This window comes from Litorivivens sp. (assembly GCF_057445395.1).
The window spans coordinates 16,010-38,946 of sequence record NZ_JBVBUV010000034.1 but is presented as its reverse complement, the minus strand read 5'-3'; the positions used below and the strand labels follow the sequence as shown (position 1 = coordinate 38,946).

Genomic DNA, 22,937 nt, shown 5'->3' with positions numbered 1-22,937 from the left:
GTCGTGTTGGGAGCCGTGGCGTCGCTTAAGGTAATCGTTAGCGTGGTGGATTCCATGTACGCGCTGATGGCGATTCCCACCATGATATCTGCCCTGCTGCTGGCGCCCAAAGTAAACCAGGCGGCGCGGCAGTATTTCTCTGCGTAGTTGGCTCGTTCGGCGCAAGCCCGGCGCCTACCCGATGATGTTGTCTGGTAGCGCCGGTTTTGCGGGTTCTTCAATCAGCTACGGTTACCAGCGAAAGCTAACTTTGGTAAACAATTCCCGTCCCGGATTCTGGCTGGGATTGTAAGTGCCGGGGAACATGGCGGTATCAATGACCTGATTGAGTTCACGCTCATCGGTCAGGTTCTTGCCGCCGATACTGATGGCCCAACCATCGTCGAGACTCTTCAGCGATAGGTGCGCGGAATAGGTGACCGTTGAGGGAATTTCTGTGTTGGGGTCCAGGTCCGTATCGGTAAAGTGGCTGCTTTGATAGTTAATGTTAAGCGCCGTTTTTAACAGGAAATTACCAAACGTGTATTCCAGTACTGGGCTGAGGGTGCCGTTGTATTCGGGTGCGAAGGCGAGTGTCTTGCCTCCCAGATCTTGCTGTGCGCCCTGGCCTTCGGCAATCGGGGCGGGTGCTGATGGGTACTTATCATACGTCGCATCGAGATAACCCAGAGAACTGTTGATGGTCAACGGGGCGTAGGGAGTCAGCCACTGAATGTCCAGCTCAAGACCTTGCGAAATGGCTGATGCCGCATTGGTAACATCAAAAAACAGACCGTTAAAGGCAAGCACCTGCAAGTCGTCAAACTCCATGCGGTAGGCTGTAGCATTGAACTTGAGGGTGTTGTTCATCAGCTGGCTGCGCAGACCCAGTTCCCAGCTCTGCGCTTTTTCCGGTTCGTATTCCAGTTCCTCACCGGTAAATGAGATCGAATTTACCCCGCCACTTTTAAAGCCTTTTGACCACGAGCCGTACATTGAGATGTCGTTGTTGATGTAGTAGGTGAGCGCCACTTTAGGCGACAGATTGTTCTCAGTGCGCTCGATCTCGCCCGGCGCGTAGTCGTTAGCGCTGATCACGGTTGAGGTGATGCAGGGGGCAGTACCTTTGTTTGTGCAAACGCTGGTACCCGTAGGTGTAGACAGTTTTGTTTCGCGGTTGATGCGAATGCCGGGGGTGAGTGTCCACTTCTCAGTGAGGTCCCACACCAGCTGTCCGAACAGGGCCAGTGCTTCGGTATCCTGAAAGAAATCGAAGCGATAGAAGTCGGTCGGGTTAACAGTGCCGGTCAGCGGGGGTAAAAAACCACCGATAGCACCGCCCAAAGGATTGCCCGGCACTGTATTGCTACCGGAGAGCAGTTGTTGGGCGTCCTTGGTGGTGGCGTAGGACGCTATGTCCTGACCGATGATTACATCGGCAATGATATGAAAATCCGATTGAAAGTAATAAGCCCCGGCGAGAAATTCTACGTGATTGCCCACCCCAAACAGGCTGTCGGCATGGCCGCCAAAACGCCACTCCAGCGATTCCTGGCGGTAGTCGTCTACTTCATCCAGGTTCAGCAGGTCGGCTGGTGAAACGTCAAGATCCTGAAACTGTTCGACATCCAGCCATGAAACGCCGACTACCACGGTGGAGGTAAGCTCATTCAAGCCTAGCAGTTCGCCGAATGAATAGTTGCCGCGCATAAGCACCGTATCGGAGCCAATAAACATCTCACCGGGGGTGTTAAAGCTGGTCTGAAAGTTTGTAGGGTCGTCTTCGATCTCGGGATCGAACGCCGACAGATAGTCACGGGTATCCTGATCGAGATTCATTAGCTGGCGTGGCCAGAAGTTGAGGTTGCTCTCTGAAGTCTGAGCTACCAGTTCAAGATCCAGTGCGTCGCTCGGGTTCCATTCCAGTTTGGCGCGAAAGGCATCTTGATCGCGTGTATCTTCCTTACGATCGAGTTTGGTGTTTTCCATACGGCCATCCCTATCCGCCAGCATCGCTGCAAGCCGAATGCCGAAGCTGGGACTGGACCGGTAACCTATGGCGCCTTCCAGCCGGGTATCGCCAAAATCGCCGTGCTTGTAGGCAAGATTGCCTTCGGTGCCCTCTTCGGCGGGCGCGCCTTTACTCGACACACTGAAGACACCGGCAATCGTGTTTTTGCCAAACAGTGTTCCCTGTGGTCCACGTAAGACCTCGACGCGTTCGAGGTCAAACATCGATTCCGTGAAATACGTGCCGCGGCCGAAGAATATCTCGACCTGAACGAGGCCAACGGCAGGCTCGAAGCTGGGGTTGAAGGTGTTGGTACCAAAGCCGCGAATGAATACCTGCGGCGACGATGGGCTGGTAAACTCGACCCGAACGTTGGGTACATAGGTCGATACTTCCACTAAGTCGCCAATCGCGTTGTCCTGCATGAATTCGCCTGACAGCGCGCTTACCGAAATGGGCACGTCCTGCAAGCTCTGAGTGGTTTTCTGGGCGGTGACCACCACCTCTTCGATAACTCTGGGTTGCTGGCCGAGCGCGGGAGAACAAAGCAGTGCCAGAGCGAGGCTGAGCGGGATTACACGATTGTTGTTAGTCATACTGGATACCCGTGTGTTGCCGATATTTTGTTGCTCCGATATCAATCGGGGCGCTTCTGTTTTTATCTCGTTATGATTGCATTATCGATGCGCTGCTGGCGATGAGCAGTGCGCCTCCGGTTACCAAGAGTAGCAGGAAAACCGCAAGTCGAAAGCGCTGCTCGCTAATCCGGTGGTGCAACCATTCGCCGATAATTACGCCGCTGATTACTACAGGTAGAAAGACGGCGATGCGAGGTAGCGCGGGTAGCAGGGTACCGTCGATAGCAAAGATTAGCGTAAGCAGGCTGTTCAGTGACAGCCAGACGCAGATCAGCGTCGCACGAAAGCGTGCTTTATCCAGCGCTACGCCAGACAGTGAATACACCAGTAGCGGACCGCCGGAGGCGAACAAGCCATGAGTGATGCCGGCGAGCAGCATCCAGCAGCGGGTCCACCAGCTACTGTGCTGTCGTTGTTGAGCGCCCGCACCGGCGCGCATCATAAAATGGAGCTCTCGCGCGGCAAACCAAATAATCAGCACGGCGAAAGCCACGCGCAGGGCGGCATCGCCCAGCCATGGTCGCAGGCCGTAGCCCAGCAGGGTGCCCAGGCCCATCATCGGCAGAATCAGTTTTAGCAGCGTTGGCCAGTGAATATTGTTGCGGTGACGCAGGGCCAGATAGCCCGTCATGCATATGTTCAGGGGCACCAGTACTGGCAACATTTCATGTATGGGCAATAACAATGCGCCGAGAGACAGTGCGATGACAATGCTGCCAAACCCAGTGACCGTTTCGATGGTGTAGGCAGTAAACACAAACAGGGCGAGCCATGTCCAGGGATTAGCCAGCCACGAGCTTGTGAAGAATACGGCGGGATCAATTGCCATCAGCGCTGCTCCAGTTCTACGGCAAAACGTTTACCCGCCATGTGCTGGAATAAGCCCGGCGCCACTCGCCACAGGATACTGGCAAATAGCGTAAAGCGGTTTGGGAACAGCCGTGGCTTGCGTTTGTCCAGGGCGCACACAATATCGCGAGCCAGCGCGCCGGCACTGTCTATGCGTCCTACGGTAGAGCGCGCGTGTTTGGCGGGCTTGCCGTCGCCACCCAACGCGTTTTTCTCAATGGGCGTATCGAGAAATGATGGGTAAACCATCAGCACATGGATCCCATTGGCAGCCTCCTCCATGCGCAGCACTTCAAAAAACTGAGCCAACGCCGACTTGGCGCTGCAATAGCCCGCTCGACCGGGCACCGGCATCCAGCCAGCCATTGAGCCTATATTGATGATACTGCCGCGGGTTTTGTAAAGCGCGGGCAGCAGTGCTAGTGCCAGTTCCATCGGTGCTTGCCAGTCAACCGCCATCACTTTTTTCATTACAGCAGGATCGGTTTCGGCGGCGAGTGAGCGCTGTGTAATGCCTGCGTTATTGACGAGAACATCTAGCGCACCTGCGTGTTCGACAGCGCGAACGATATCGGTGATGGCAGTGTCAGCAACGAGGTCGCAGGCCAGCGTGGTCACTCGCTCGCCCAGTTCCTCTGCGCGTTGCGATAGTCCGTCCCCATCTCTGTCTATAAGCAGCAGCTGGTCGCCGCGGGCATGAAACACCTTGCTGAGTTCCCAGCCCAGTCCGCTGGCGGCGCCGGTGATCAACACGGTTTTCATTGTTTACTCCGCTTAAGTGCATTTTCTACAAACAGTTCGAACACTTCGCTGGAAGTGAGCTGAGGATGGTAGCCAAATTCCTCTTTCAAGCGCCGGTTACTCAGCACCGGGCGATAGCGCAGAAAGTCCACTTGGGAAGGTGAATAGCGTGTCAGCCCCAGTGGTTTGGCTATCCGCAGCGCCAGCCGTAATAAACCCGCGGGCAGGGTCAGCGTTCGCTTTTTGAGCCGGCCAGCGATTTCCTGAATGGTCAAGGCACCGTCGCCAGCAAGGTTGTAGATGCCGGTCTTTGATTCGCGAATACCCAGTTCGACGATGTCGAGCACGTCTTCATCCCAGATAAAAACAAAGGGCGAGGCGGAGCCGCGGATGGCCAGAATATAGGACTTTTCAAACAGGTTGGTGATCTGATTCCGCGTTTCCCGGCCGAGCACCGTGCCGGGGCGTAAGATCAGCTGTTGCAGTTGCGGATGCTCTTGTCGGGCTTTGGCAAGATCTTCCTCTACCAGCGTTTTGTGGAGTGAGTAAGGGAACTCCGGGTTGCCGCGCAGTGTGTCGTTTTCGTCAATCCAAAGCGGGTTGTCGGCATGATAGCCATAGGCCGCGCCGGAGCTGGTTACGGTCAGGTGCCTAACACCGTGTTTTACACAGGCCGAAACGACATTGCGGGTGCCGTTCACATCAATATCGTAATCCAGCTCGGTATCGCCTTTGCTCTCCAGTACCGAGGCAAGGTGCACCACGTGGCTAACGTTATTTTCAGCAACAATGTCTGCCAGTTTGGGGTCGCGGATATCGCACTGAATGAAGGGGCACGGTGGTTGTTCAGGCACTCGGATATCGACCCCGATAACGGTCATCGAGTGGCTCAGGCGTTCAGCGAGACGGGCTCCAATATAGCCGGCAGCCCCGGTGATCAACACTGTATGGCCGCTGGTGTCGCTAGCGCTCATGGGCAGACTCCGTTGTGGTGGTAAGTGACGTGCTCGGTGGTGAATGGCGCGACCAGATCAGGGCCAGCGTCAGCCCGGCAACCAGATGCCAGAAGCTCCAGAAACCGGCGATTAGCATCATGCCGCCCGCTTGTGGGAAAAAGGTAAAGATGATCGACAGGCCTAGTGCCGTATTCTGAATGCCGACTTCCAGGGTGACGGCGCGACGCTCCGCCAGTGGCAGTTTCAGCAGGCGCCCGCACAGGTTGCCAATGGCCAGTGCGCCGATGTTATGCGCGGCGACCAGCACCAGAATAACGCCTGCATACTGGACGAAATTGTCGAAGTTCTGCGAGAAGGCAATTGCCACAAATAACAGAAATACCAGTAGCGTGATAATGCGCATCGGCTTGTCGGCCCGTTCAGCCAATGCCGGATGACGACGGCCTATCGCCATGCCAAGAATTAGGGGTAGCACCAGCACCAGACCGACCAGAGCCAGCAATTCCAACGGGTCGAGGGAAATTTCCCGCAACAGGGGCCGGGTGTGCGGATTGAGCCAGCCGTACAGGGTGAAATTCAGCGGGGTCATCACAATCGCGGCGAGACTGGAAATGGCAGTCATGCTAACTGACACCGGCACACTGGCTTTGGCGAGAAAGGTCATTACATTAGAAAAACTCCCGCCGGGGCAGGAGGCCACGAGAATCATGCCCAGCGCCAGTTCCGGCTGCACCCCCAGTAGAGCGGTAAACAGAAAGGTGGCAGCCGGTAAAACGACAAATTGGGCCAGCAATCCGGCTATGGGGGCGCGGGGCTGACGAATCACTCGCACGAAATCGGCGGTGGTCAGCTTCAGGGAAACCCCGAAAATCATCCCGGCCAGAATGGCGTTCAAGACAAACAGGCTTTGTTCGCTGAAGGCGACGTCTACCTGAGCGAATTCGCTCATACGGGGCGCTCGTTCGCGGGCAGATCGCGGCGCAGTTCGCGAATATGGGTCTGTATGGCCTGCTTGTAAGTGTCCTTATGGACGTAATACGCCATCCGTTCCAGATCGAGGTAGTCGTAGCCGCCATCAAGCCGCTCGCCGCCAAATTGTCGAATTTTGTTTTGCAGGGTTGTTGCGGAATCGCGCCCGGCTTCGCGTTGCTTGATATACAGGGCCACCATTTCTGCTTGTTCGTTGCGACCTTCCCAGCCAAGCCCTGCCGCTTCAATCATACCCATGACAAACAGAGAATCCTGTTTCGGGTTGAAGATATTGAGGTACAGCGACGGGGCCCCCTCGCCAGGATTCCAGTTCAGGTGCTGCTGGTCGATAAAGGGATAGTGCAGGTGGTAACCGGTTGCCATCAGAATCAGGTCATAGTCAGCCGATTCGCCAGTGCTGAAGGTGACGGTATGACCGTCAACCGACTGGATTTCACGGCGTGGCTGGATATCGCCATGACCGATATGGTGCAAAACCAGTGAGTTGATCACCGGGTGCGATTCGTACATGCGGTAGTCTGGCTCAGGCAAACCATAGTCAGACGGTTTGCCGACGACCATTTTAATCAGCAGCGCATCGAGACGCTGTTTCAGTCGACGCGGCAATTTGATGGCTCCACCGAGGGTATCGGTAGGGCGGCCGCCGATAAACTTGGGCAGAAAGTAATAGCCACGGCGTACTGAAAGGTCGACGGCACGGGCGCGGTGTACCGCATCTACCGCGATGTCGCAGGCTGAGTTGCCACAGCCCACAATGAGTACCCGCTTGTCGGCAAATACCTCGGGGCTGCGATAGTCGCAGGCGTGCATCACTTCACCGGCGAATTCGCCAGGCAACTCGGGCATGTTGGGGTGGTTGAGGGTACCGTTGGCAATCAGTACACCACGGAAGTTTTCACGGTGCTCGACACCATCTTTTTCACTGGTCACATCCCAGCCACCGTTGCCATCGGGCTCGACAGAAACCACCCGGGTGTTAAAGCGGTAGTGGTCATAGAGCCCAAAATGGGCGGCGTAGTCCCTGAAATAGCGGCGCAGCTCGGAGTGGTGGGGGTAGGGCGCACCGTCTTTCGCCATGGGAAACTCGGCGAACTCGGTCATGTGCCGCGACGAGATCAAGTGGGCAGATTCGTACATGGTACTGTGGGGGTTGTCGATATCCCACAGCCCGCCGACGTCTTTATTCAATTCAAATCCCACAAAGGGGAGATTATATTTCTGCAGGTTGCGCGCAGTAGCGAGCCCCATTGGGCCCGCGCCAATCACAGCATACATACCAGATCCTTTGCAGTGTTATGCTTAGCCAATAAGCATAATAGAGCCGTTCATGCAGGTGATGGCTTTTTCGGGACGAACACAGGTTAATTAAGGACGACATGGCCGATCAGCCCAGCGTAACCCAACAGTTTACCCAAGGGATTCTTCAGAGCGCCCAGCGCGCAGGCATTGCCCTGCCAGACAGCCTGTTGGCGCGTCTGCCCGGCGATGGGCGTACTCCTCTGGCACTGCAGGATGAGGTATGGGAGGCCTATTGCCATGCCTCGCAAGACCCGCTGGTAGGAATTCGGCTCGGTCTGTCACTGCACGTAGGCCATCTCGATCTGGTGGGGATGCTGTTGATGAGCTGCGAAACCCTGGGGGAAGCACTCGATATGCTGGTGGAATACCACCCGATTGTGGGTGAAGGGGGGGATTTCAGCCTGGAATTTCACGGCACGCGCTGTCATCTGGTCTACAGCCCCCATTACACCCGGTGTCGACGCGAACGGGTGGAGGCCGTTATGGCCTGTGTGCTAAATCTGGCGCGCTGGGTGTCCGGTGGCACGTTTGAAGGCTGTCATGTTCAGTTTGTGAGCGAACCCTCGGCGGCACCTGAAACTTATCAATCCCTGTTGGCTGTGGATGTGTTGTTTGGCCGGCAAAACGATGCCCTGTGTTTCAGTGAAAGCTTGCAGGCCACGCCGCTGATTCAGGCCAATGCCGCCATGCGCGATCACTTGTTGCGACTGGCCGACGCCATTCTCGCGGGGCTCGACAGCGCGAGCCTGAGCGCTCAGGTGCAGCAGCTGCTGCGTCAGCATCCGCGCTGGGGCAAGGAGCGCGTGGCCGAGCAGCTTGGTCTTAGCGGTCGTCATCTGGTGCGCAAGCTGCAGGATGAAGGCACTAGTTTTCGGTTGCTGCGTGCCTCCGTGCTTCAGCATCTGTCGGAGCAGTGTCTGCGTGATGGTGGCACCATAGCGCAAACTGCCGAACGCTTGGGTTTCTCTGATGAAAGCGCCTTTGTGAAAGCGTTCAAGCGCTGGTCCGGCACCACCCCGGCCCAGTTTCGAGTGGCGATGAGCGATCCATAAGCCGTGCCCGTGCGTAACAGGGCCAGACAAAGAGAGGAACACGCCTTTGTATATTAGTGCCGAAGCGATGGCCGATTGGGACAAACAATATCGCGCCGCATTCGTTAACTCCCTTACCGGTTATAAACCGGCGAACCTGGTGGGCACCTGCAGTGCTGGCGGTCAGGAAAATTTGGCGATCATGAGTTCTGCTGTCCATCTTGGTTCTCATCCACCGCTGATCATGCTGGTTCTGCGGCCGGATGTTGCACCCCGGCATACGCTGGATAATATTCGTGCGACAGGGCATTACACCCTGAGTCACGTGCATGAAGCCCTGATTGAACCGGCCCATCAGACGGCGGCTCGATATCCGCGAGAGCAATCGGAGTTTACCGCCTGCGGCCTGACACCTGCCTATCGCGAGGGTTTTGGCGCTCCTTATGTTAAAGAAGCGTTCCTGAGCCTGGGGTTGTCTCTGCGGGAAGAGCAGCGACTTGCGATTAACGGCACTCACATGGTTATTGGCGAAGTTGTGTGGGTATCGGTGCCGGACAATGCGCTGCGCGATGACGGCTCCATTGACCTCTATCGCAGTGGCTCGGTAGCGCTGGCAGGCGTAGACAGTTACTACGCTCCACAGCCCCTGTGCCGAATGGCCTATGCCAAACCTGATCTGCCGCCACGGAGAATTGATTGATGCGTATCGCGCTGATGCTGTCGTTGTTAGTGGGTTCACTGGCGCGGGCGGACTGTACAGGTTTGCTCGATTATCAGCACCCCTTGCTGCGCAGCGATCAGCGCGTGTCCTTTTGCGAACGCTTTACTGGCAAGGTATTGCTGGTGGTGAATACGGCTAGCCGCTGCGGTTTTACGCCGCAGTTTGAAGGTCTCGAAGCCCTGTATCAGACCTACCGTGAACAGGGGTTGGAAATTGTGGGCTTTCCTTCAAATGATTTTCGACAGGAATACGCTGCCGCCGAACAGACCGCCAAGGTGTGCTATGTCAATTACGGGGTGACCTTCACCATGTTGGAAAGCAGCAGTGTCACCGGGACAGAGGCCAATGGATTCTTTCGCTCGCTGATAGGTGGCGGTGCAGCGGAACCGCGCTGGAACTTCTATAAATATTTGATTGATCGCAACGGTCAGTTCGTCAAAAGTTTTCCTTCCCAGGTGCGGCCGACATCTCCAGAGCTGGTTGAAGCGTTAAAGCCATTGCTCTAGATGTAAATAAACACCGGCAGATTTAGGCTTGAATGCCAGCTCTAGCGCTGGCACCTTATGTGGCCGTTTTACACAAAGCGAATCAGTCCAATGGAAATACTCTCCTCGCCTGTTGCTGGTGTGGTGGTGCGACATCTGGTTGCCGAAGGCGACTCGGTGACCACCGGTCAGGAACTGGCCATTCTCGAATCTATGAAAATCCAGACACCCTTGACCGCGCCGGCCTCTGGCGTTGTGCAGCGCTGGTTGGCTATTGCGGGGGCTACTGTGCAAAAGGGCTATGGCCTGTGCGAGTTTGTGCTGCAGGGAGAAAATGTGAGCACGACAGCAGCAGACGGGAAAAATATCGACCACCCTGCGCTATTGGAATTGCGCGAGCGCGTTGCACTCACCCAGGATGCATCCCGTACTGCAGCGGTATCGAAACGACACGTAAAGGGCTACCGGACAGCCCGTGAAAATCTTGCTGCACTGTGTGATGCCGGCAGCTTTGTGGAGTACGGCCAGTTTGCAGTGGCGGCGCAACGTCAGCACCGGGACCTCGATGAGTTAAAACGCAACACCTCTGGCGATGGCATCGTTACCGGTACTGCCCACCTCAACGGTGAACGGGCGGTGGTGATTGTTAATGACTATAGCGTGCTGGCCGCCACCCAGGGATACTTTCACCACAAGAAGCTCGATCGTGCCCTGAGCCTGGCCCAGCAGCAGTCATTGCCAGTGGTGATGTATACCGAAGGTGGTGGCGGTCGTCCCGGAGATACTGATGTGCTCACTCAGTTTGCTGGTTTGAACGTGCCGTCTTTTGCCCAGTGGGCCGGACTTCGCGGCGTCGTGCCGCGTGTAGCGGTGAACAATGGCTATTGTTTTGCCGGTAACGCAGCGCTATTCGGTGCCGCCGATATTCGCATTGCAACGAAAACGTCCTGGATTGGCATGGCCGGTCCGGCAATGATCGAAGGGGGAGGGCTGGGCAGCTTTCTGCCTACTCAGATTGGTCCGGTGGAAAGCCAGACGCGCAATGGCGTCATCGATGTGGTGGCAGAGAACGAAGCCGAGGCGACGGTGCTGGCGCGCAAAGCTCTGTCTTATTTTCAACGGGGTGTCACTGATGATGGCGAGGGGCCGGATCAAGAGGGTATTGGTGAGCACCTGCCCGTTGATCGCCGTTTTGCCTACAACGTTCGTCAGATTATTGAGCAGCTGTGCGATAGCGATAGTGTGTTGGAACTTAAGCCCAATTACGGCGCTGCAACCTTGACCGCACTGGTGCGAATTGCGGGACGCCCACTAGGGCTTATAGCGAGTAATTGTAAGCATTTGGGCGGCGCTATCGACTCCGAGGCCGCCGATAAACTGGCCGACTTTATCGAGCTCTGTGACCAGTTCAACTTGCCGCTGGTGTCGTTGGTGGACACCCCGGGCTTTATGGTGGGGCCAGATAGCGAAAATGAGGGCGCGGTGCGTCGCATGTCACGCCTGTTTGCAGCCGGAGCAAAGGCGAGGGTTCCCTGGGCGGCCATTTTCCTGCGTCGGGCATATGGCCTCGGTGCTATGGCTCTCACCGGGGGCAGCTTTGCGCGCCCGGTCTACGCGGCTGCCTGGCCCACCGGTGAGTTTGGTGCCATGGGGCTTGAGGGCGCAGTGAAACTGGGGTTTCGTAAGCAGCTTGAAGCGGTGGCAGACCCTGCCGAGCGGCAGGCCTTGTTTGATCGTTTGCTGGCCGAATCCTACGACAAAGGTAAGGCCATCGAGGCGGCCAGCTATCTGGAGATTGACGCGGTTATCGAGCCGGAGCAAACGCGGGATGCGATTATCGCCGCGCTTTTCTGAATGAGCCGTGACAGCGTAGGCTGTCACGGTGCCGCGTCTATGTTGTCGCGTTAGAAACGATAACTGGCTTCCAGGCCCCAGCTGCGCGGTGGCCCGGAAAGAAAGTAGGTGTAACCGAAGGATGCCTGCAGGTCGATGGCGTAGTAGTCGTACTCTACGTCTTCAATGTTTTTCACAAAGGCCGATACACTGTAGGTATCGGTAGCTGAGAACCAGCCCAGGCGTGCATTAATCAGGTGGTAGGCATCCTGCTTACTGGCTTCGTATTCAGCCTTGTCGTTGTAGGCGCTGTACCATTGTTTGCTCTGATACGAGCCATTGACGTTGAGCGCCAGATAGCCGTATTCGGTGACCAGCATGTCCCAGTCCAGCGAGATGCTGAAATTCACGTCGGGCGCTGAGATCAGATCGTTGCCCGCCAGATCCACCTGATCTTCCGGGTTGGCGAGGGTGGTGGTATCGGCCAACATCAGTTCTTTGTAGGCGGTATCCAGTAAACCGATGCCAGTGTTCAGGAACAGCCGTTCGTTAATCTGATACTGGAACTCGGCTTCTACGCCCTGAATTTCCGAAGCGCCCGCGTTTTCCAGAAAGACCGAAATCCCTACCACGTTAACAAACTGCTGATCGGTATAGTCGTAGTAAAAGGCGGCGGCGTTAAACCGGGCGCGACCGTCCAGCAGATCCGCTTTTACACCGACTTCATACGCGTCGATAAATTCCGGGCGTGCGTACGCGTCATCAATATCGCGCTCCAGATAGTACACGCCGCCATTATAGCTGCCGCTGCGATAGCCGCGACTGTAGGCCGCATACAGCAGAATGTCGGGCGTCAGTGCGTAATCGACACCGAGCTTGCCAGTCCATTCGTTCTCAACAGCACTCAGTGGCTGTTGTGACGCCAGCGTGTACGGCCCGTGGGTAAAGCCGGGCGGCGCAGTACAGGCGCTGGGATTGCTCAGGCAGTAGGCGATCTGGTTGGGAGATGCCGTGACCGGCGTGAATGCTTCGTCGCGGCCAGTCGTATTACCAGGTACCCAGGTGCCGATTGGGGTGCCATCGTAGTCAAGCCGCGAGGTATTGTAGTAGGGCATGTCGTTGCGATCTTCGGTTTGGCGCAGGCCGAGATCAAAGCCGAGTCGGTCGGTGGGCTCAAAGCGGAGTTGACCGTAAGCGGCAAGGCTTTCTTTCTCGGTGGCCAGGCGCTGGTCTACGCAGCCGAAGCCCACGAGAAAGGGCGCGAGACCAATAGTGTCTGGGTTTTCTTCGCCCACCCGCGTATCCGGCAAGTCTTCGAAAATGCAGTAGATGTTTTTCAGGCCCAGATCTTCAAAGCCGTAATACAGTCCGGCGATCAACTGGAAAGGACTGTTCCATTCACTGACGAAGCGCAGGTCCTGACTGTAGTAGACCGTATCAGACGACCAGTCGATTTCCAGCAGACGCAGCGGTGAGCCGTCGGTATTGGCGTCCTGAAAATAACGTGCATCGCCATATGAACTGACTGATACCAGTGAAAAGTCCTCAAAATCAACCGTGGCTGTCAGCACGGCGGTATCGGTCTGGGTGATCAACGGCCCCACCTTGTTGGATTCAATCTCGTGGAAGTCCAGATCGCGTGCCGGTCGCGAGTAGCCGGTGTAGTCAATAAATCCATTGGAATTGGCAGTGCTGCTGGTATTGCGGATATCCACACCCGGTTCATTGCGCACCTGCGCGGTATTAGCGTCGTTTTCAGTGCGCGTTACTTTCAGCACGGCGGTGGCGTTGTCGTTGATTGCCCAGTTTAGCGCCAGGCGGCCACCGCGAGTGTCAGTTTGTGCGCCGTTGGCACCGCCGAGGGGGTTTTCTTGGTAGCCGTCGTCTTTTTTGAACAAGGTGGCAAAACGCGCTGACAAGGTGCCGGGAATCAATGTGCCCTCGATCGCCGCTTCGGCCATGGTGGCGTCAAAGGAGCCTACTCCGACCTTTATACGGCCATTGAATTCGGTGTCTATCTGAGGGGTGCGGGTAATCATATTGATTGCGCCGCCGGTCGTGTTTTTGCCGTAGAGGGTTCCCTGAGGACCGCGCAAGACCTCAAGGCGCTCCAGATCGAAGAAGTTGGCGCCGTGGGAGTACACGGCTGGCTGGTAGGCTTCGTCCACGTACACGCCAATCGGGCTGGCCTGGTTGGAGTTGTAGTCCGACATGCTCACGCCGCGAATGGCGAAGATGGGCTGAACCTCACCATAGGGACCGCTCACTTGCATATTGGGTACCTGTGCGCCCACGTCGTTGGTGCTCTCAATGCCGAATTTTTCGATGGAGTTACCCGTGAAGCCGGTGATGGCCACCGGTATATCCTGGGTGCTTTCACTGCGTCGCTGGGCAGTGACAATCACCTCCTCCAATGCCTGGGCGCCTGCGGTGGGCGACAGTGCGGGGTTCACAGAAAATATAAGGCTGCATGCGGTCAATCGACAAAGTGCTTTTATCATTATCAACTCCTTGATCACAGGGTGCTGCGTAACAAGAGTGGCTCATGTCGTATCCGGGTAATTAATATGTTCGCGATAGTGTTATCAAACTTTTTTAGCGAAGTTACAAACGGTTAGGCCACTTTTGTTGTAGGCTATTGGAGCATTTATGTCTGAATATTCCAAATGGTGTTTGCGGATCAATTTCGGAAATGGTGAACGAGTGCAAGATCCTTTGATCATTCTCCCATGCAGACTAAGGTGTCAGTTGTACTTGGTTTAGACCAACGAGTCGTTTTACAGTATTGTCGCAACAGTGTTTTGCACTCGCCCTGCCCGAAAACGTTGCAGTGGAAAATAATAATTATCAACAAGCGGAGCTGCGGAAATGTCCTTGCTAAAATCTCAGTATCTATCGCCTGTATCGTGGTGCGAGGCTGCACGGCCAATTCTAAGGTGGTGCTCGATAGCAATCTTCGGGATCACGGCTCTGCCGCTTAATGCACAGATAGAGGAAGTCATCGTCACCGCCCAGAAGCGAGAGCAGTCACTGCGCGATGTGCCTATCAATATCAATGCCATGAGTGGGGACAAACTGGCCGAGCTGAATATTCAACAGTTTGATGAATTGGCCAATTTTGTGCCGGGGCTGGAGGTGCAAGAGCAAAGCGCCAACAATCCAGCTTTTGTCATTCGCGGTATTACCTCCGATAGCGGTGAAGCCAATATTGAGCCGCGCATCGCAATTTTCCAGGATGGCGTGCCGGCATCGCGATCGCGCGGGTCTTTTTTTGAGCTGCACGATCTGGAGCGAGTGGAAGTTGTGAAGGGCCCTCAGAGCACGCTGTTTGGACGCGCTGCACTGATCGGGGGAATCAATGTTATCCAGCGCAAGGCAGATTATGAGACCGAAGGCCAACTCAAACTGGGCTACGGTGAAAGCGTGCGCGATACGCAGTACACCGAAGTGGGTGGCCACTTCGGTGGAGCGATACTGGATGAAAGGCTGGCAGGTCGAATAGCCTTTATTGATAAAAAGCGTGACCCGTACGTGGAAAACCTGCTGGGAGGAACCGGTTTTAACGGTGCGGACTTGCGTGCGTATCGTGTGTCTTTGCGACTGGATCTGCTGGAATCATTGCGCATTGATCTGATTGCCAATCACCAGAACGACACGCCACCGGGCACTGGCTTCAAGAATAATCGCTTTGCTCCCCCCGGGGGTGATACCAGCCCATTTACGGGTGCGGCGCTACGCAGCTTTGGTGGCTTTCGCGACAATGGCGATCTGGGTCTGGAGCGAGATCTTGATACTTTAACGGGTATTGTCAGTTGGGATTTCAGCGAAAACTGGTCGTTTACGTCAATTTCTGGCGTCCGGGAGTTTGAGTCAGAGGAAATTTTCGATGGCGACGGTTCCCACTATGACATTCTGGTGGCATCAGAGATTGCGGATGGCGAGCAGTTCAGTCAGGAGTTGCGCATCAATTTCGACGCCGGAGGTAACCTGTCGGCGTTTTTTGGCGCTAACTATTTGAGTGAGGAAGGTCAGCAGTATGTCCCACTCGCTACCGACACGGGGGTGGGGCTGCCGTTCTTTCTTGAGTTTTTAGCGACCGGCCGGGGCAGTGAGCCCTCGGCTCCATCCTCGGGCATTCTTTACGAAGAGGAGTTTGCCAACCGCAGTGATACCACGTCGACAGACCTGTTCGCCGATGCCACCTATCACCTGAACGAGAAAGTGGAATTGACGGCGGGTATTCGCTGGACTCGAGATGACAAGAAAACCAGTTATTTCGGTCGTTCCAAGGCCAACACGCTGTTGCCTGGCATCCCAGGTGTCACGGTATACGATCCGGGCAACACGCTGTTTATTGCCGCCAGTGAAGGGGGTGAGCTGCAGCAGGCTAGTGACACCTTCAGTGGGCTCTCCTGGCGCATGGTAGCGTCGTACCACTTGAGTGAGGACGTGAATTTGTGGGGCAGTTATGCGCGCGGTCGTCGACCTGAAGTGATTGCGTTCAATACGCCGCCCGAAGAAGACTTTGTCAAAGCCGAAACCCTGGATGCAGAAATCGTTGATTCCTATGAAATAGGTGGCTTTGCCAGTTTCTGGGACGATCGCATTAATTTAAGCGGTTCGGTGTTTTACTATGAGTACACCAATTTTCAGACAACCATTTTTGTGCCGGGGGAGGCGGCTGTGGAAGTGCTGAATGCGGGCTCGGCTACATCGCACGGTGTTGAGTTGCAGCTTGATTCTCAGCCGCTCGATAATCTTAAGGTGTTTATGAGTTATGGCTATAATTATGGGCGTTTTGCCAGTAAGGACGACTCAGGCCAGCCGCAGCAGTTTGCGGGTAACCGTTTCCGACTAAGCCCGGATCACAGCGCCGCCATTGGCGCCACCTATAGCTACATCACTGATGTTGGCACATTCTCTATAACACCGTCTTACAGCTATAAATCGAAGTTCTTCTTCGATGATGACAACGATCGACCTGATCTGCAGGAAACCGACGACACGCAGGATGAATTCCAGCCCAGTTATGGCCTGTTGGACCTGACCTTGCGATACGAAACAGTGGCTGGGCATTTTATTGTCGAGCTCTATGGCAAGAACCTGCAGGATAAAGACTATCTGCTCGACGCGGGCAACACCGGTGACAGTTTTGGCTTGCCAACCTTTATCCCCGGGCCGGATAAGCTGGTGGGGCTTACGGTGACCGCCAAGCTCTTCTAAGGCAGCGTACTATTAATTGCATAACCCGCCTGCGGCTGGCGCCCTGTTACCGGATTTTCGGTGAAGGCAACCAGCCGCTAAGACGCGCCTGGTGATCTATACTCAAGTTGATATGTTTCGTACATCCGAGGAGGCGCTATCATGCAGCCCGTCAATCAGACCGATCATATAGCTATTTTGTCCCTCATGATGGTTGGGGTTCTCACCAAGCGATTGAGTGATCTGGGGCAACTCGATGACGAAACCAGTCGCCATTTACACAAGCTTGTAAACAGCGTACGCGATCACGCGGAAGCGTTGGGGATAGAAGACCTCAATGCACTGTTTAATAAGATAGACGCTGCAATGAGCTGAGTGGTTGAAGATGAAATGGCGCTTCGCCCAGCGCGAAAGTCGCGTCCTACCGCAATGCCGCTCGCCGTGTGAGGCTGGTTTTTCAGAAGCGGCGCTATCAAAGCCTCGGCATTCCCGTATTGTGAATGTCCTTTCTACCGTGTGAACTAAGTGGTTAATGCGTCAGCGTTGGGTTTCCAACCTGATCGCGTAATACATTGACGGCACGCGCGTTGTCTTCTTTGGGCTCCAGTTGTACCAAGTGATGCCCTAGGTCGTTCTTTTTCTTATGTGCTAAAGTGGTCGCCGTCAACAATAGAGGTGTAGTATGCGGAGTTTTGCGGTGGGCGCTAAGGCAGCGCTGATAACCAGTGTTTTACTCATAACTGCTTGTAATGGCAGTAGTTCTAGCAGTAGTTCCCCTGCTGCCGACACGAATACCACAAATACCCCGGTTGTCTCTGCGCTGCCTCCGGTTTTACAGTGCGCGGCAGCTGAGCGTCTTCCGGCAGAACTGATTACTGCTGATGCATTGGAAAAGGTTACCAGCCAACTTCCCAACGTTTACGACACCGGAAATTACTCGGGCGATGTGCTGCCCTCAACCAGTTTTGATGTGAGTATCGCCCTGCCGGAACGCTGTCCCGGTGATCGCTTTCCGGTGGTTATTCACAGCCATGGCTATGGCGGGGAAGTGTCAAACACGCTGGATGAAAATGGTGAGGTAGATAAGACAGCCTTTTTCCCTCAGATACTCGAGCTATTCCAAACTTTGCCACATTATGGCTATGTTGCGGTTTCTTTCGATCAACGTGGTCACGGTGAGTCGCAGCCCGATAACGGCGGTGGTTTGGCGCGAGTGATGGACCCCCAGGCGGAAACGCAGGATGCCATTCGGTTGCTGGATTGGCTCGCGGAAAACGCAGACCGTTTTTCCATTTATCTCGAAGAAACCGACATTGCCAAAGATATCCGCGTGGGCCTTATTGGCTATAGCTACGGTGGCGGTTGGCAATTTCCTCTGGCGTTATTGGATCGGCGAGTGGACACGATTGTGCCTTCGGGTACCTGGCATAGTCTGATTAACAGTCTACTGCCGGGTGATGCCGTTAAGCTCTCTTTTGACGGTCTTCTGTGCCTGTTCGCAGATGGAAATGGCCCGCCGGACCCGGGGGTGACCAATACCCCCGCAGTGGAGGCGATGTGTAATCAGATCGGCTACAGAAGCCCTCAGGCTAACTTTATTCGCACCAAAGATGACCTTATGCGGACTTTGGAATTGCAGGGTTACGACCGCGATGTTGTGCTGCAGATGTTCAATCGGCAAGTGCGTCACTTTCAGGCGCAAAACGGCGTTGGTCCGTGGTGTGACAGCGATCGCCCCGGCTGTAATGACCAGAGCACTTTTGTGGCGAGGCCGGTACCTACACTTTTGCTGCAGGGGAACCGCGACGTGCTGTTTCACTTGACCGAGGCCTATTGGAATTACCAGTTTTTCGATTCCATAAAGGATGCCAACACCAAAGTGGCGGTATTGACCAATGAAGGTGGTCACATGAATCCCCTTGACCACTTGTTTGAAGGCTCTGCTGATTGCGGTGGTTTAGTGGGTACCGAAGTAATCAAGGCCTGGTTTGAGGTGCACCTGAAAGGCGCGTCTTCGCCGCTATTGGACACGCTACCCAATGTCTGTATCTCTGTTGCCAATACGCAAAGCGCACATACCGCTCAGCCACAGGGACTGCTGCTCGATTACTTCCCTGCGGGATCACAGCCTGTGGACAAGGGCGGTGTGCCTGTGCGTCTAGAAGCGGCCGAGGTCAGTGTAGGTCAGGGACCAGATGACAGTTACCTGGGTGCCAACTTTTTGGAGCTGTATACCGTACCGAGCGATGCCGGCGATAATATTGTGCTGGCAGGCATCCCCAGTATTGACGCTATCACCGTCACTGGCGTGGGCTCACCCAGCGACGCCATCGCCTTTTTTGGTGTCGGTATCGAGCGGGCGAGCGGCGATAAAATCCTCGTCGACGCGGAAGTCACCGGTCTGATTGAGAATGCTGAGCCGTACACCAGTAACCCGAATGTGGGCAACGACAGGTTTCTATTACCTGGTGTGGGTGAGCGCCTTCAGCCTGGAGACAAGGTAGGACTATTCTTCTATCAGCGCCATGTTCAGTTCAGCGCGATAATTAATGGAGCTTCCGCTAGTGGCGCAACTACCTTGATTCAAACCGCCGCAGGTACCACTTACCCCGACCCTGTCGCTTCGGCGATTAACGAACAAGACAGTGTGCTGAATCCGCCGAATCCTTATGATGTAAGCGTTGTTGGTGTTGAACTTCCATTGTTTGATTTACGGCGCTTGCCCGCCGGGGCTCTAAGCTTGGGAGCGGTAAGTGGCAGTGCACCTTAAGACTTATAGAAAGGCCTGCAACGAGCGCGTCTGGTGACGCGCCCTTTGTCGTCTAATAGGTGATGTTGATACACGCGCAAATACAGATACAGTAACGACAACCGTTTGCTAACGGGAGCTCAAGGTGCAGACTCAGCCTTTACCACAACAGAATCATCTGCTGGCAGCCTTGCCGTCGGTCGTTGTGCGCCGGTTAAAGCCTCATTTGGGGCTGGTATGTTTTTCTGCGGGTCAAATGTTGCATGAGTCAGATGATTTGGTAGACATGGTGTATTTTCCTGTCGATAGCATCGTTTCATTGTTGCATGTGATGGAAGACGGCTCGTCAGCGGAGATCGCCCTGGTGGGCAACGACGGCGTGATCGGGCTATCACGGATCATGGGTGGACAGCCGAGCACCAGTCAGGCCATGGTTATAAGTGCGGGTCAATTTTACCAGCTAAGCGGCAAACAGTTTGAAAGGGAGTTTAATCGTCATACCGAACTGATGGCGATCGTGTTGCGCTACACCCAAGCCGTATTCATCCAGATGGCGCAGACGGCGGCGTGTAATCGGCATCACTCCATACTTCAGCAGCTGTGCCGCTGGCTATTGTTATCGCTCGATCGTGTTTCCGGCGACGAGCTCGTTATGACGCAGGAGCTGATAGCCGGCATGTTGGGTGTGCGTCGCGAGGGTGTCACGGATGCTGCCGGTAAACTCAGAAACCTCGGAGTGATTGACTACCACCGCGGCCATATAAAATTGTTAGACAGGCCTCAACTCGAACTGCTTTGTTGTGAATGCTATCGGGTCGTTAAGAAAAAGGCCGATAGTCTGCTGCCCCCGCCAACTACCTGACAGTCGTCATCTATAAGTACTTTTACTTAGTCGTTCGTTAAATAGGGTGTTCTCGGTGGCCTCATGGGGTATGTACCCGTTTGTTTGCGCTATATCGCGTCGCTACCATATAGATACTGACAGCCAACGCGCGGACTCCGAGTGAATAAAGCATCGGCACAAGCCGTACTTATTGCAGTCTGTGACGAGGAGTTGAGCCATTCCATTGAGTCGGCCCTGGATGGGGCTGGCTTCGACGTCCTCCTCTCACCTAGCACTGACTCAGCTATCAAACTGCTGACGAGTGCGAGCCCTGCATTTATTGTACTGGATAGTTCCCTTCCAGAGATGGGGGGTATGCGATTGTGCAAATTCATTCGTACAGAGCTGCATATGAGAGAGCTCCGGATCATTATTATCAGTGCTGTTGATGATCCCTCAGAACGCGTTTTGGCGTTAAACGTTGGGGCCGATGATTATCTGGTCAGCCCGGTCGACATGGAGCAATTACTCAGCAAGATTACTGGATTGCAACACCGTCGACGCGTAGATCAACTTCAACACGTGCTAAAGGCCGGTACCATTCAAATGGTTCCGGAGCAGTGGGTTGTTTATGTTGATGGGAGTCCGGTAGACCTGACGGAGACGGAATATCGTCTTCTGCAGGAATTACTAGAGGTGGAAGGGCGAGTGTTGACCCGTGAGGATTTACTGGAAAGGGTTTGGGGGTACAAGCGTGCCTGTACGGTAGAGTCTCGCACGCTCGATGTTCATATGAGTCGCTTGCGCCACAAGTTGGGTGCGTCTGCAGAAAACATTGTTACGGTGCGCAATGTGGGGTACCGGATCAAGGTATCGCCCGACTGGTTGAGGCACTAGGCGGCTCGCTGTTGGGCGACAACAGCTGTTTGGGAATAGCCAATCAGGCTTCGATAAGACCTTGCCGAATGGCGTAGCGCACCAAACTGGCTACATTGTGGATATCCAAGCGCTGCATGATATGGGATCGGTGAGATTCGGCTGTTTTCACGCTTAAGTGCAGTAACTCTGCAATATCTTTTGTCGTCTTGCCTTCAGCAATAAGCTGCAGTACCTGCTTCTCTCGACAGGTCAGTACGTCTTCTGGCTGATCTTTCTTGGATAATAAGGCGTTTACAACACCTTCCGAAATCCCCGGACTTAGATAGACTGCGCCTTTAAGCACTTCGTGGATAGCGTAGATCAATTCTGATGCAGCCTGATTCTTGAGCACATAGCCCCGAATGCCACTTTTTAGTGCTTCAAGTGCGAAAGACTCTTCATCATGCATTGTTAACAGCACGACTTTTGTTTGAGGCGACAGACGCTGAATCTCGTGGGCGGCATCTATGCCATTCAACTGAGGCATTCTGAAGTCGAGCAGTGCGACCGCTGGATTAAATTGTCGTACCAGGCGAATGGCGTCATGACCGTCTACAGCTTCGCCTACAACATTGAAATCTTCGGCTTCCAGTAGGGACTTTATTCCCTGTCGGAACATCTGGTGGTCATCGGCGACAACAACGTCTCTACTCATACTCATCATAACGGAAGTTCCACTTGAAATTCGGTGAATTCGGTGCCTTTGCGGCGGCAGGAAACAATCCGGCATTCACCGCCCAAGGCAGTTACGCGTTCGTAAATACCAAGCAGACCGAGCCCATGTGTGGTGTCAGCTGCTTCGTCGGGGACGGTAAATCCTGCGCCATTGTCGGTAATTGTGCAGTGTACGGTATCAGCTTCAATCCATAGTCTGACCTCTGCCTGGGTGGCACCAGCGTGTCGCACAATATTGGACAGTGCCTCCTGAACCACGCGGTACAGTGCGATTTCAATGGCGCTGGAGAGACCTTGAGCACTTCCAGCAATACCTATTTTTATGTCTGATCTGCGGCTGAACCCTGTAGCAAGGAAACGTAATGCCGGCATGAGGCCGAGTTGGTCTAACACTGGTGGCCGAAGCTCATGGGACAGCCCACGGATCTGTTCGCAGACCACGTCAAGCAAACGGCCGACGCCATCTATTTTTTTTGCGATCTGTTCAGGACACTCGCGCCTGATTTCGGCCAATTCCAGGTAGACAGTGGCGAGCATCTGTGCGGAATCATCATGCAGTCGTTGTGCAACGCGTCGAGCGGACTCTTCTTGAGCTTCGTACAGACTGCTCAATAATGCATTGCAGCCAACGTCATCATGCGGGGGGATGTCGTAGGTTTTTATCGCGCGACGGATACTGTCGAGCTCCCCGACACTTACCTGAAAAAAACGTGGTTGCTGCTTCTGAGTCTCTGTGGTTAGCGGGGCGCGACGATCGCAGGGTGAATCATCGGTGGGTTGACCGATCCGTGAGGCTATAGCGCTGTCAGATGGACTTCCTGGCGGCACCTCGGGGTCTTGCTGCGGATTATCCTTGCACTGCATAACACCAGTCCTTGCGGTGGACTACAGGAACCGCAGCCTTGCTACCTTACGGCTACGGTACACCAGTGTTACGTTTCTTTGACTATTCCGTCTGTGCGATAACACACACAACGCAGTGCTATATGCGCAATTTATTATTGGGTATCTTTAAATCGCTTAATGAGAAATCCAGT

19 protein-coding genes are annotated in these 22,937 nt (G+C 54.7%); 10 read left to right on the top strand and 9 right to left on the bottom strand.

What is annotated here, in order from left to right; all coding sequences use genetic code 11:
• Positions 1-3: 3 nt before the first annotated feature.
• Positions 4-147, top strand: coding sequence for an alanine:cation symporter family protein (locus AC222A_RS11145; protein WP_486774992.1), 144 nt, complete (start codon positions 4-6; stop codon positions 145-147).
• Positions 148-231: 84 nt separating this feature from the next.
• On the opposite strand, the gene AC222A_RS11140 is transcribed toward AC222A_RS11145, so the two are convergent.
• The 6 genes from AC222A_RS11140 to AC222A_RS11115 form a co-directional block, all read right to left on the bottom strand.
• Positions 232-2,586, bottom strand: coding sequence for a TonB-dependent receptor (locus AC222A_RS11140; RefSeq protein ID WP_486774991.1), 2,355 nt, complete (start codon positions 2,584-2,586; stop codon positions 232-234).
• A gap of 70 nt (positions 2,587-2,656) precedes the next feature.
• The gene (locus AC222A_RS11135; RefSeq protein ID WP_486774990.1) at positions 2,657-3,457 is read right to left on the bottom strand and encodes a sulfite exporter TauE/SafE family protein; all 801 of its coding nucleotides are present in this window, start codon (positions 3,455-3,457) and stop codon (positions 2,657-2,659) included.
• A complete protein-coding gene (locus AC222A_RS11130) occupies positions 3,457-4,239 on the bottom strand; it encodes an SDR family NAD(P)-dependent oxidoreductase (protein ID WP_372780789.1) in 783 nt (260 codons plus the stop codon). Before AC222A_RS11130 ends, AC222A_RS11135 begins: the two co-directional genes overlap by 1 nt.
• Entirely contained in the window at positions 4,236-5,192 is a 957-nt protein-coding gene (locus AC222A_RS11125) for an SDR family oxidoreductase (RefSeq protein ID WP_372749667.1), read from the bottom strand. The genes AC222A_RS11130 and AC222A_RS11125 overlap by 4 nt, the downstream gene beginning before the upstream one ends.
• Complete coding sequence (locus AC222A_RS11120; protein WP_486774989.1) at positions 5,182-6,123, bottom strand: bile acid:sodium symporter family protein; 942 nt, start codon at positions 6,121-6,123, stop codon at positions 5,182-5,184. The genes AC222A_RS11125 and AC222A_RS11120 overlap by 11 nt, the downstream gene beginning before the upstream one ends.
• The gene (locus AC222A_RS11115; protein WP_372749665.1) at positions 6,120-7,439 is read right to left on the bottom strand and encodes a flavin-containing monooxygenase; all 1,320 of its coding nucleotides are present in this window, start codon (positions 7,437-7,439) and stop codon (positions 6,120-6,122) included. The genes AC222A_RS11120 and AC222A_RS11115 overlap by 4 nt, the downstream gene beginning before the upstream one ends.
• A 101-nt stretch (positions 7,440-7,540) precedes the next feature.
• On the opposite strand from AC222A_RS11115, the gene AC222A_RS11110 reads away from it, so the two are divergent.
• From AC222A_RS11110 to AC222A_RS11095, 4 genes are all read left to right on the top strand, one after another.
• Positions 7,541-8,515 carry an AraC family transcriptional regulator gene (locus tag AC222A_RS11110; RefSeq protein WP_372763869.1) on the top strand — a complete coding sequence of 325 codons (975 nt, stop codon included), beginning with the start codon at positions 7,541-7,543 and terminating at the stop codon, positions 8,513-8,515.
• Positions 8,516-8,561: 46 nt separating this feature from the next.
• Positions 8,562-9,194, top strand: a complete 633-nt coding sequence (locus tag AC222A_RS11105) for a flavin reductase family protein (protein ID WP_372797155.1) — start codon at positions 8,562-8,564, stop codon at positions 9,192-9,194.
• Positions 9,194-9,721, top strand: coding sequence for a glutathione peroxidase (locus AC222A_RS11100; protein WP_372748525.1), 528 nt, complete (start codon positions 9,194-9,196; stop codon positions 9,719-9,721). Before AC222A_RS11105 ends, AC222A_RS11100 begins: the two co-directional genes overlap by 1 nt.
• A gap of 90 nt (positions 9,722-9,811) precedes the next feature.
• Positions 9,812-11,554 carry a carboxyl transferase domain-containing protein gene (locus AC222A_RS11095; RefSeq protein ID WP_486774988.1) on the top strand — a complete coding sequence of 581 codons (1,743 nt, stop codon included), beginning with the start codon at positions 9,812-9,814 and terminating at the stop codon, positions 11,552-11,554.
• A 50-nt stretch (positions 11,555-11,604) separates the two neighbouring features.
• Here the strand turns inward: AC222A_RS11095 and AC222A_RS11090 are convergent, their stop codons facing one another.
• A complete protein-coding gene (locus AC222A_RS11090; RefSeq protein WP_372748521.1) occupies positions 11,605-14,034 on the bottom strand; it encodes a TonB-dependent receptor in 2,430 nt (809 codons plus the stop codon).
• 367 nt (positions 14,035-14,401) lie between these two features.
• Here AC222A_RS11090 and AC222A_RS11085 point away from each other — a divergent pair, with 367 nt between their 5' ends.
• From AC222A_RS11085 to AC222A_RS11065, 5 genes are all read left to right on the top strand, one after another.
• Complete coding sequence (locus tag AC222A_RS11085) at positions 14,402-16,756, top strand: TonB-dependent receptor (protein ID WP_372780787.1); 2,355 nt, start codon at positions 14,402-14,404, stop codon at positions 16,754-16,756.
• A gap of 141 nt (positions 16,757-16,897) precedes the next feature.
• Positions 16,898-17,110 carry a hypothetical protein gene (locus AC222A_RS11080; protein ID WP_372748519.1) on the top strand — a complete coding sequence of 71 codons (213 nt, stop codon included), beginning with the start codon at positions 16,898-16,900 and terminating at the stop codon, positions 17,108-17,110.
• Positions 17,111-17,417: 307 nt separating this feature from the next.
• Positions 17,418-19,505, top strand: coding sequence for an alpha/beta fold hydrolase (locus AC222A_RS11075; protein ID WP_486774987.1), 2,088 nt, complete (start codon positions 17,418-17,420; stop codon positions 19,503-19,505).
• 124 nt (positions 19,506-19,629) lie between these two features.
• Positions 19,630-20,346 carry a Crp/Fnr family transcriptional regulator gene (locus AC222A_RS11070; RefSeq protein ID WP_372780785.1) on the top strand — a complete coding sequence of 239 codons (717 nt, stop codon included), beginning with the start codon at positions 19,630-19,632 and terminating at the stop codon, positions 20,344-20,346.
• A gap of 141 nt (positions 20,347-20,487) precedes the next feature.
• Positions 20,488-21,204 carry a response regulator transcription factor gene (locus AC222A_RS11065; RefSeq protein ID WP_372749301.1) on the top strand — a complete coding sequence of 239 codons (717 nt, stop codon included), beginning with the start codon at positions 20,488-20,490 and terminating at the stop codon, positions 21,202-21,204.
• A gap of 43 nt (positions 21,205-21,247) precedes the next feature.
• On the opposite strand, the gene AC222A_RS11060 is transcribed toward AC222A_RS11065, so the two are convergent.
• Together AC222A_RS11060 and AC222A_RS11055 are read right to left on the bottom strand one after the other, a co-directional pair.
• Complete coding sequence (locus AC222A_RS11060) at positions 21,248-21,880, bottom strand: response regulator (protein ID WP_372749300.1); 633 nt, start codon at positions 21,878-21,880, stop codon at positions 21,248-21,250.
• 5 nt (positions 21,881-21,885) lie between these two features.
• On the bottom strand, positions 21,886-22,764 hold the full coding sequence (locus AC222A_RS11055) for a sensor histidine kinase (protein ID WP_372749299.1): 879 nt from the start codon (positions 22,762-22,764) through the stop codon (positions 21,886-21,888).
• Between the last annotated feature and the right edge of the window lie 173 nt (positions 22,765-22,937).

What these genes read in the sequence shown, in the direction of transcription:
- AC222A_RS11140 (WP_486774991.1), bottom strand. Translation starts at nt 2,586, where the DNA reads ATGACTAACAACAATCGTGTAATCCCGCTCAGCCTCGCTCTGGCACTG.
- AC222A_RS11135 (WP_486774990.1), bottom strand. Translation starts at nt 3,457, where the DNA reads ATGGCAATTGATCCCGCCGTATTCTTCACAAGCTCGTGGCTGGCTAAT.
- AC222A_RS11130 (WP_372780789.1), bottom strand. Translation starts at nt 4,239, where the DNA reads ATGAAAACCGTGTTGATCACCGGCGCCGCCAGCGGACTGGGCTGGGAA.
- AC222A_RS11125 (WP_372749667.1), bottom strand. Translation starts at nt 5,192, where the DNA reads ATGAGCGCTAGCGACACCAGCGGCCATACAGTGTTGATCACCGGGGCT.
- AC222A_RS11120 (WP_486774989.1), bottom strand. Translation starts at nt 6,123, where the DNA reads ATGAGCGAATTCGCTCAGGTAGACGTCGCCTTCAGCGAACAAAGCCTG.
- AC222A_RS11115 (WP_372749665.1), bottom strand. Translation starts at nt 7,439, where the DNA reads ATGTATGCTGTGATTGGCGCGGGCCCAATGGGGCTCGCTACTGCGCGC.
- AC222A_RS11110 (WP_372763869.1), top strand. Translation starts at nt 7,541, where the DNA reads ATGGCCGATCAGCCCAGCGTAACCCAACAGTTTACCCAAGGGATTCTT.
- AC222A_RS11100 (WP_372748525.1), top strand. Translation starts at nt 9,194, where the DNA reads ATGCGTATCGCGCTGATGCTGTCGTTGTTAGTGGGTTCACTGGCGCGG.
- AC222A_RS11095 (WP_486774988.1), top strand. Translation starts at nt 9,812, where the DNA reads ATGGAAATACTCTCCTCGCCTGTTGCTGGTGTGGTGGTGCGACATCTG.
- AC222A_RS11090 (WP_372748521.1), bottom strand. Translation starts at nt 14,034, where the DNA reads ATGATAAAAGCACTTTGTCGATTGACCGCATGCAGCCTTATATTTTCT.
- AC222A_RS11085 (WP_372780787.1), top strand. Translation starts at nt 14,402, where the DNA reads ATGTCCTTGCTAAAATCTCAGTATCTATCGCCTGTATCGTGGTGCGAG.
- AC222A_RS11080 (WP_372748519.1), top strand. Translation starts at nt 16,898, where the DNA reads ATGCAGCCCGTCAATCAGACCGATCATATAGCTATTTTGTCCCTCATG.
- AC222A_RS11075 (WP_486774987.1), top strand. Translation starts at nt 17,418, where the DNA reads ATGCGGAGTTTTGCGGTGGGCGCTAAGGCAGCGCTGATAACCAGTGTT.
- AC222A_RS11060 (WP_372749300.1), bottom strand. Translation starts at nt 21,880, where the DNA reads ATGAGTAGAGACGTTGTTGTCGCCGATGACCACCAGATGTTCCGACAG.
- AC222A_RS11055 (WP_372749299.1), bottom strand. Translation starts at nt 22,764, where the DNA reads ATGCAGTGCAAGGATAATCCGCAGCAAGACCCCGAGGTGCCGCCAGGA.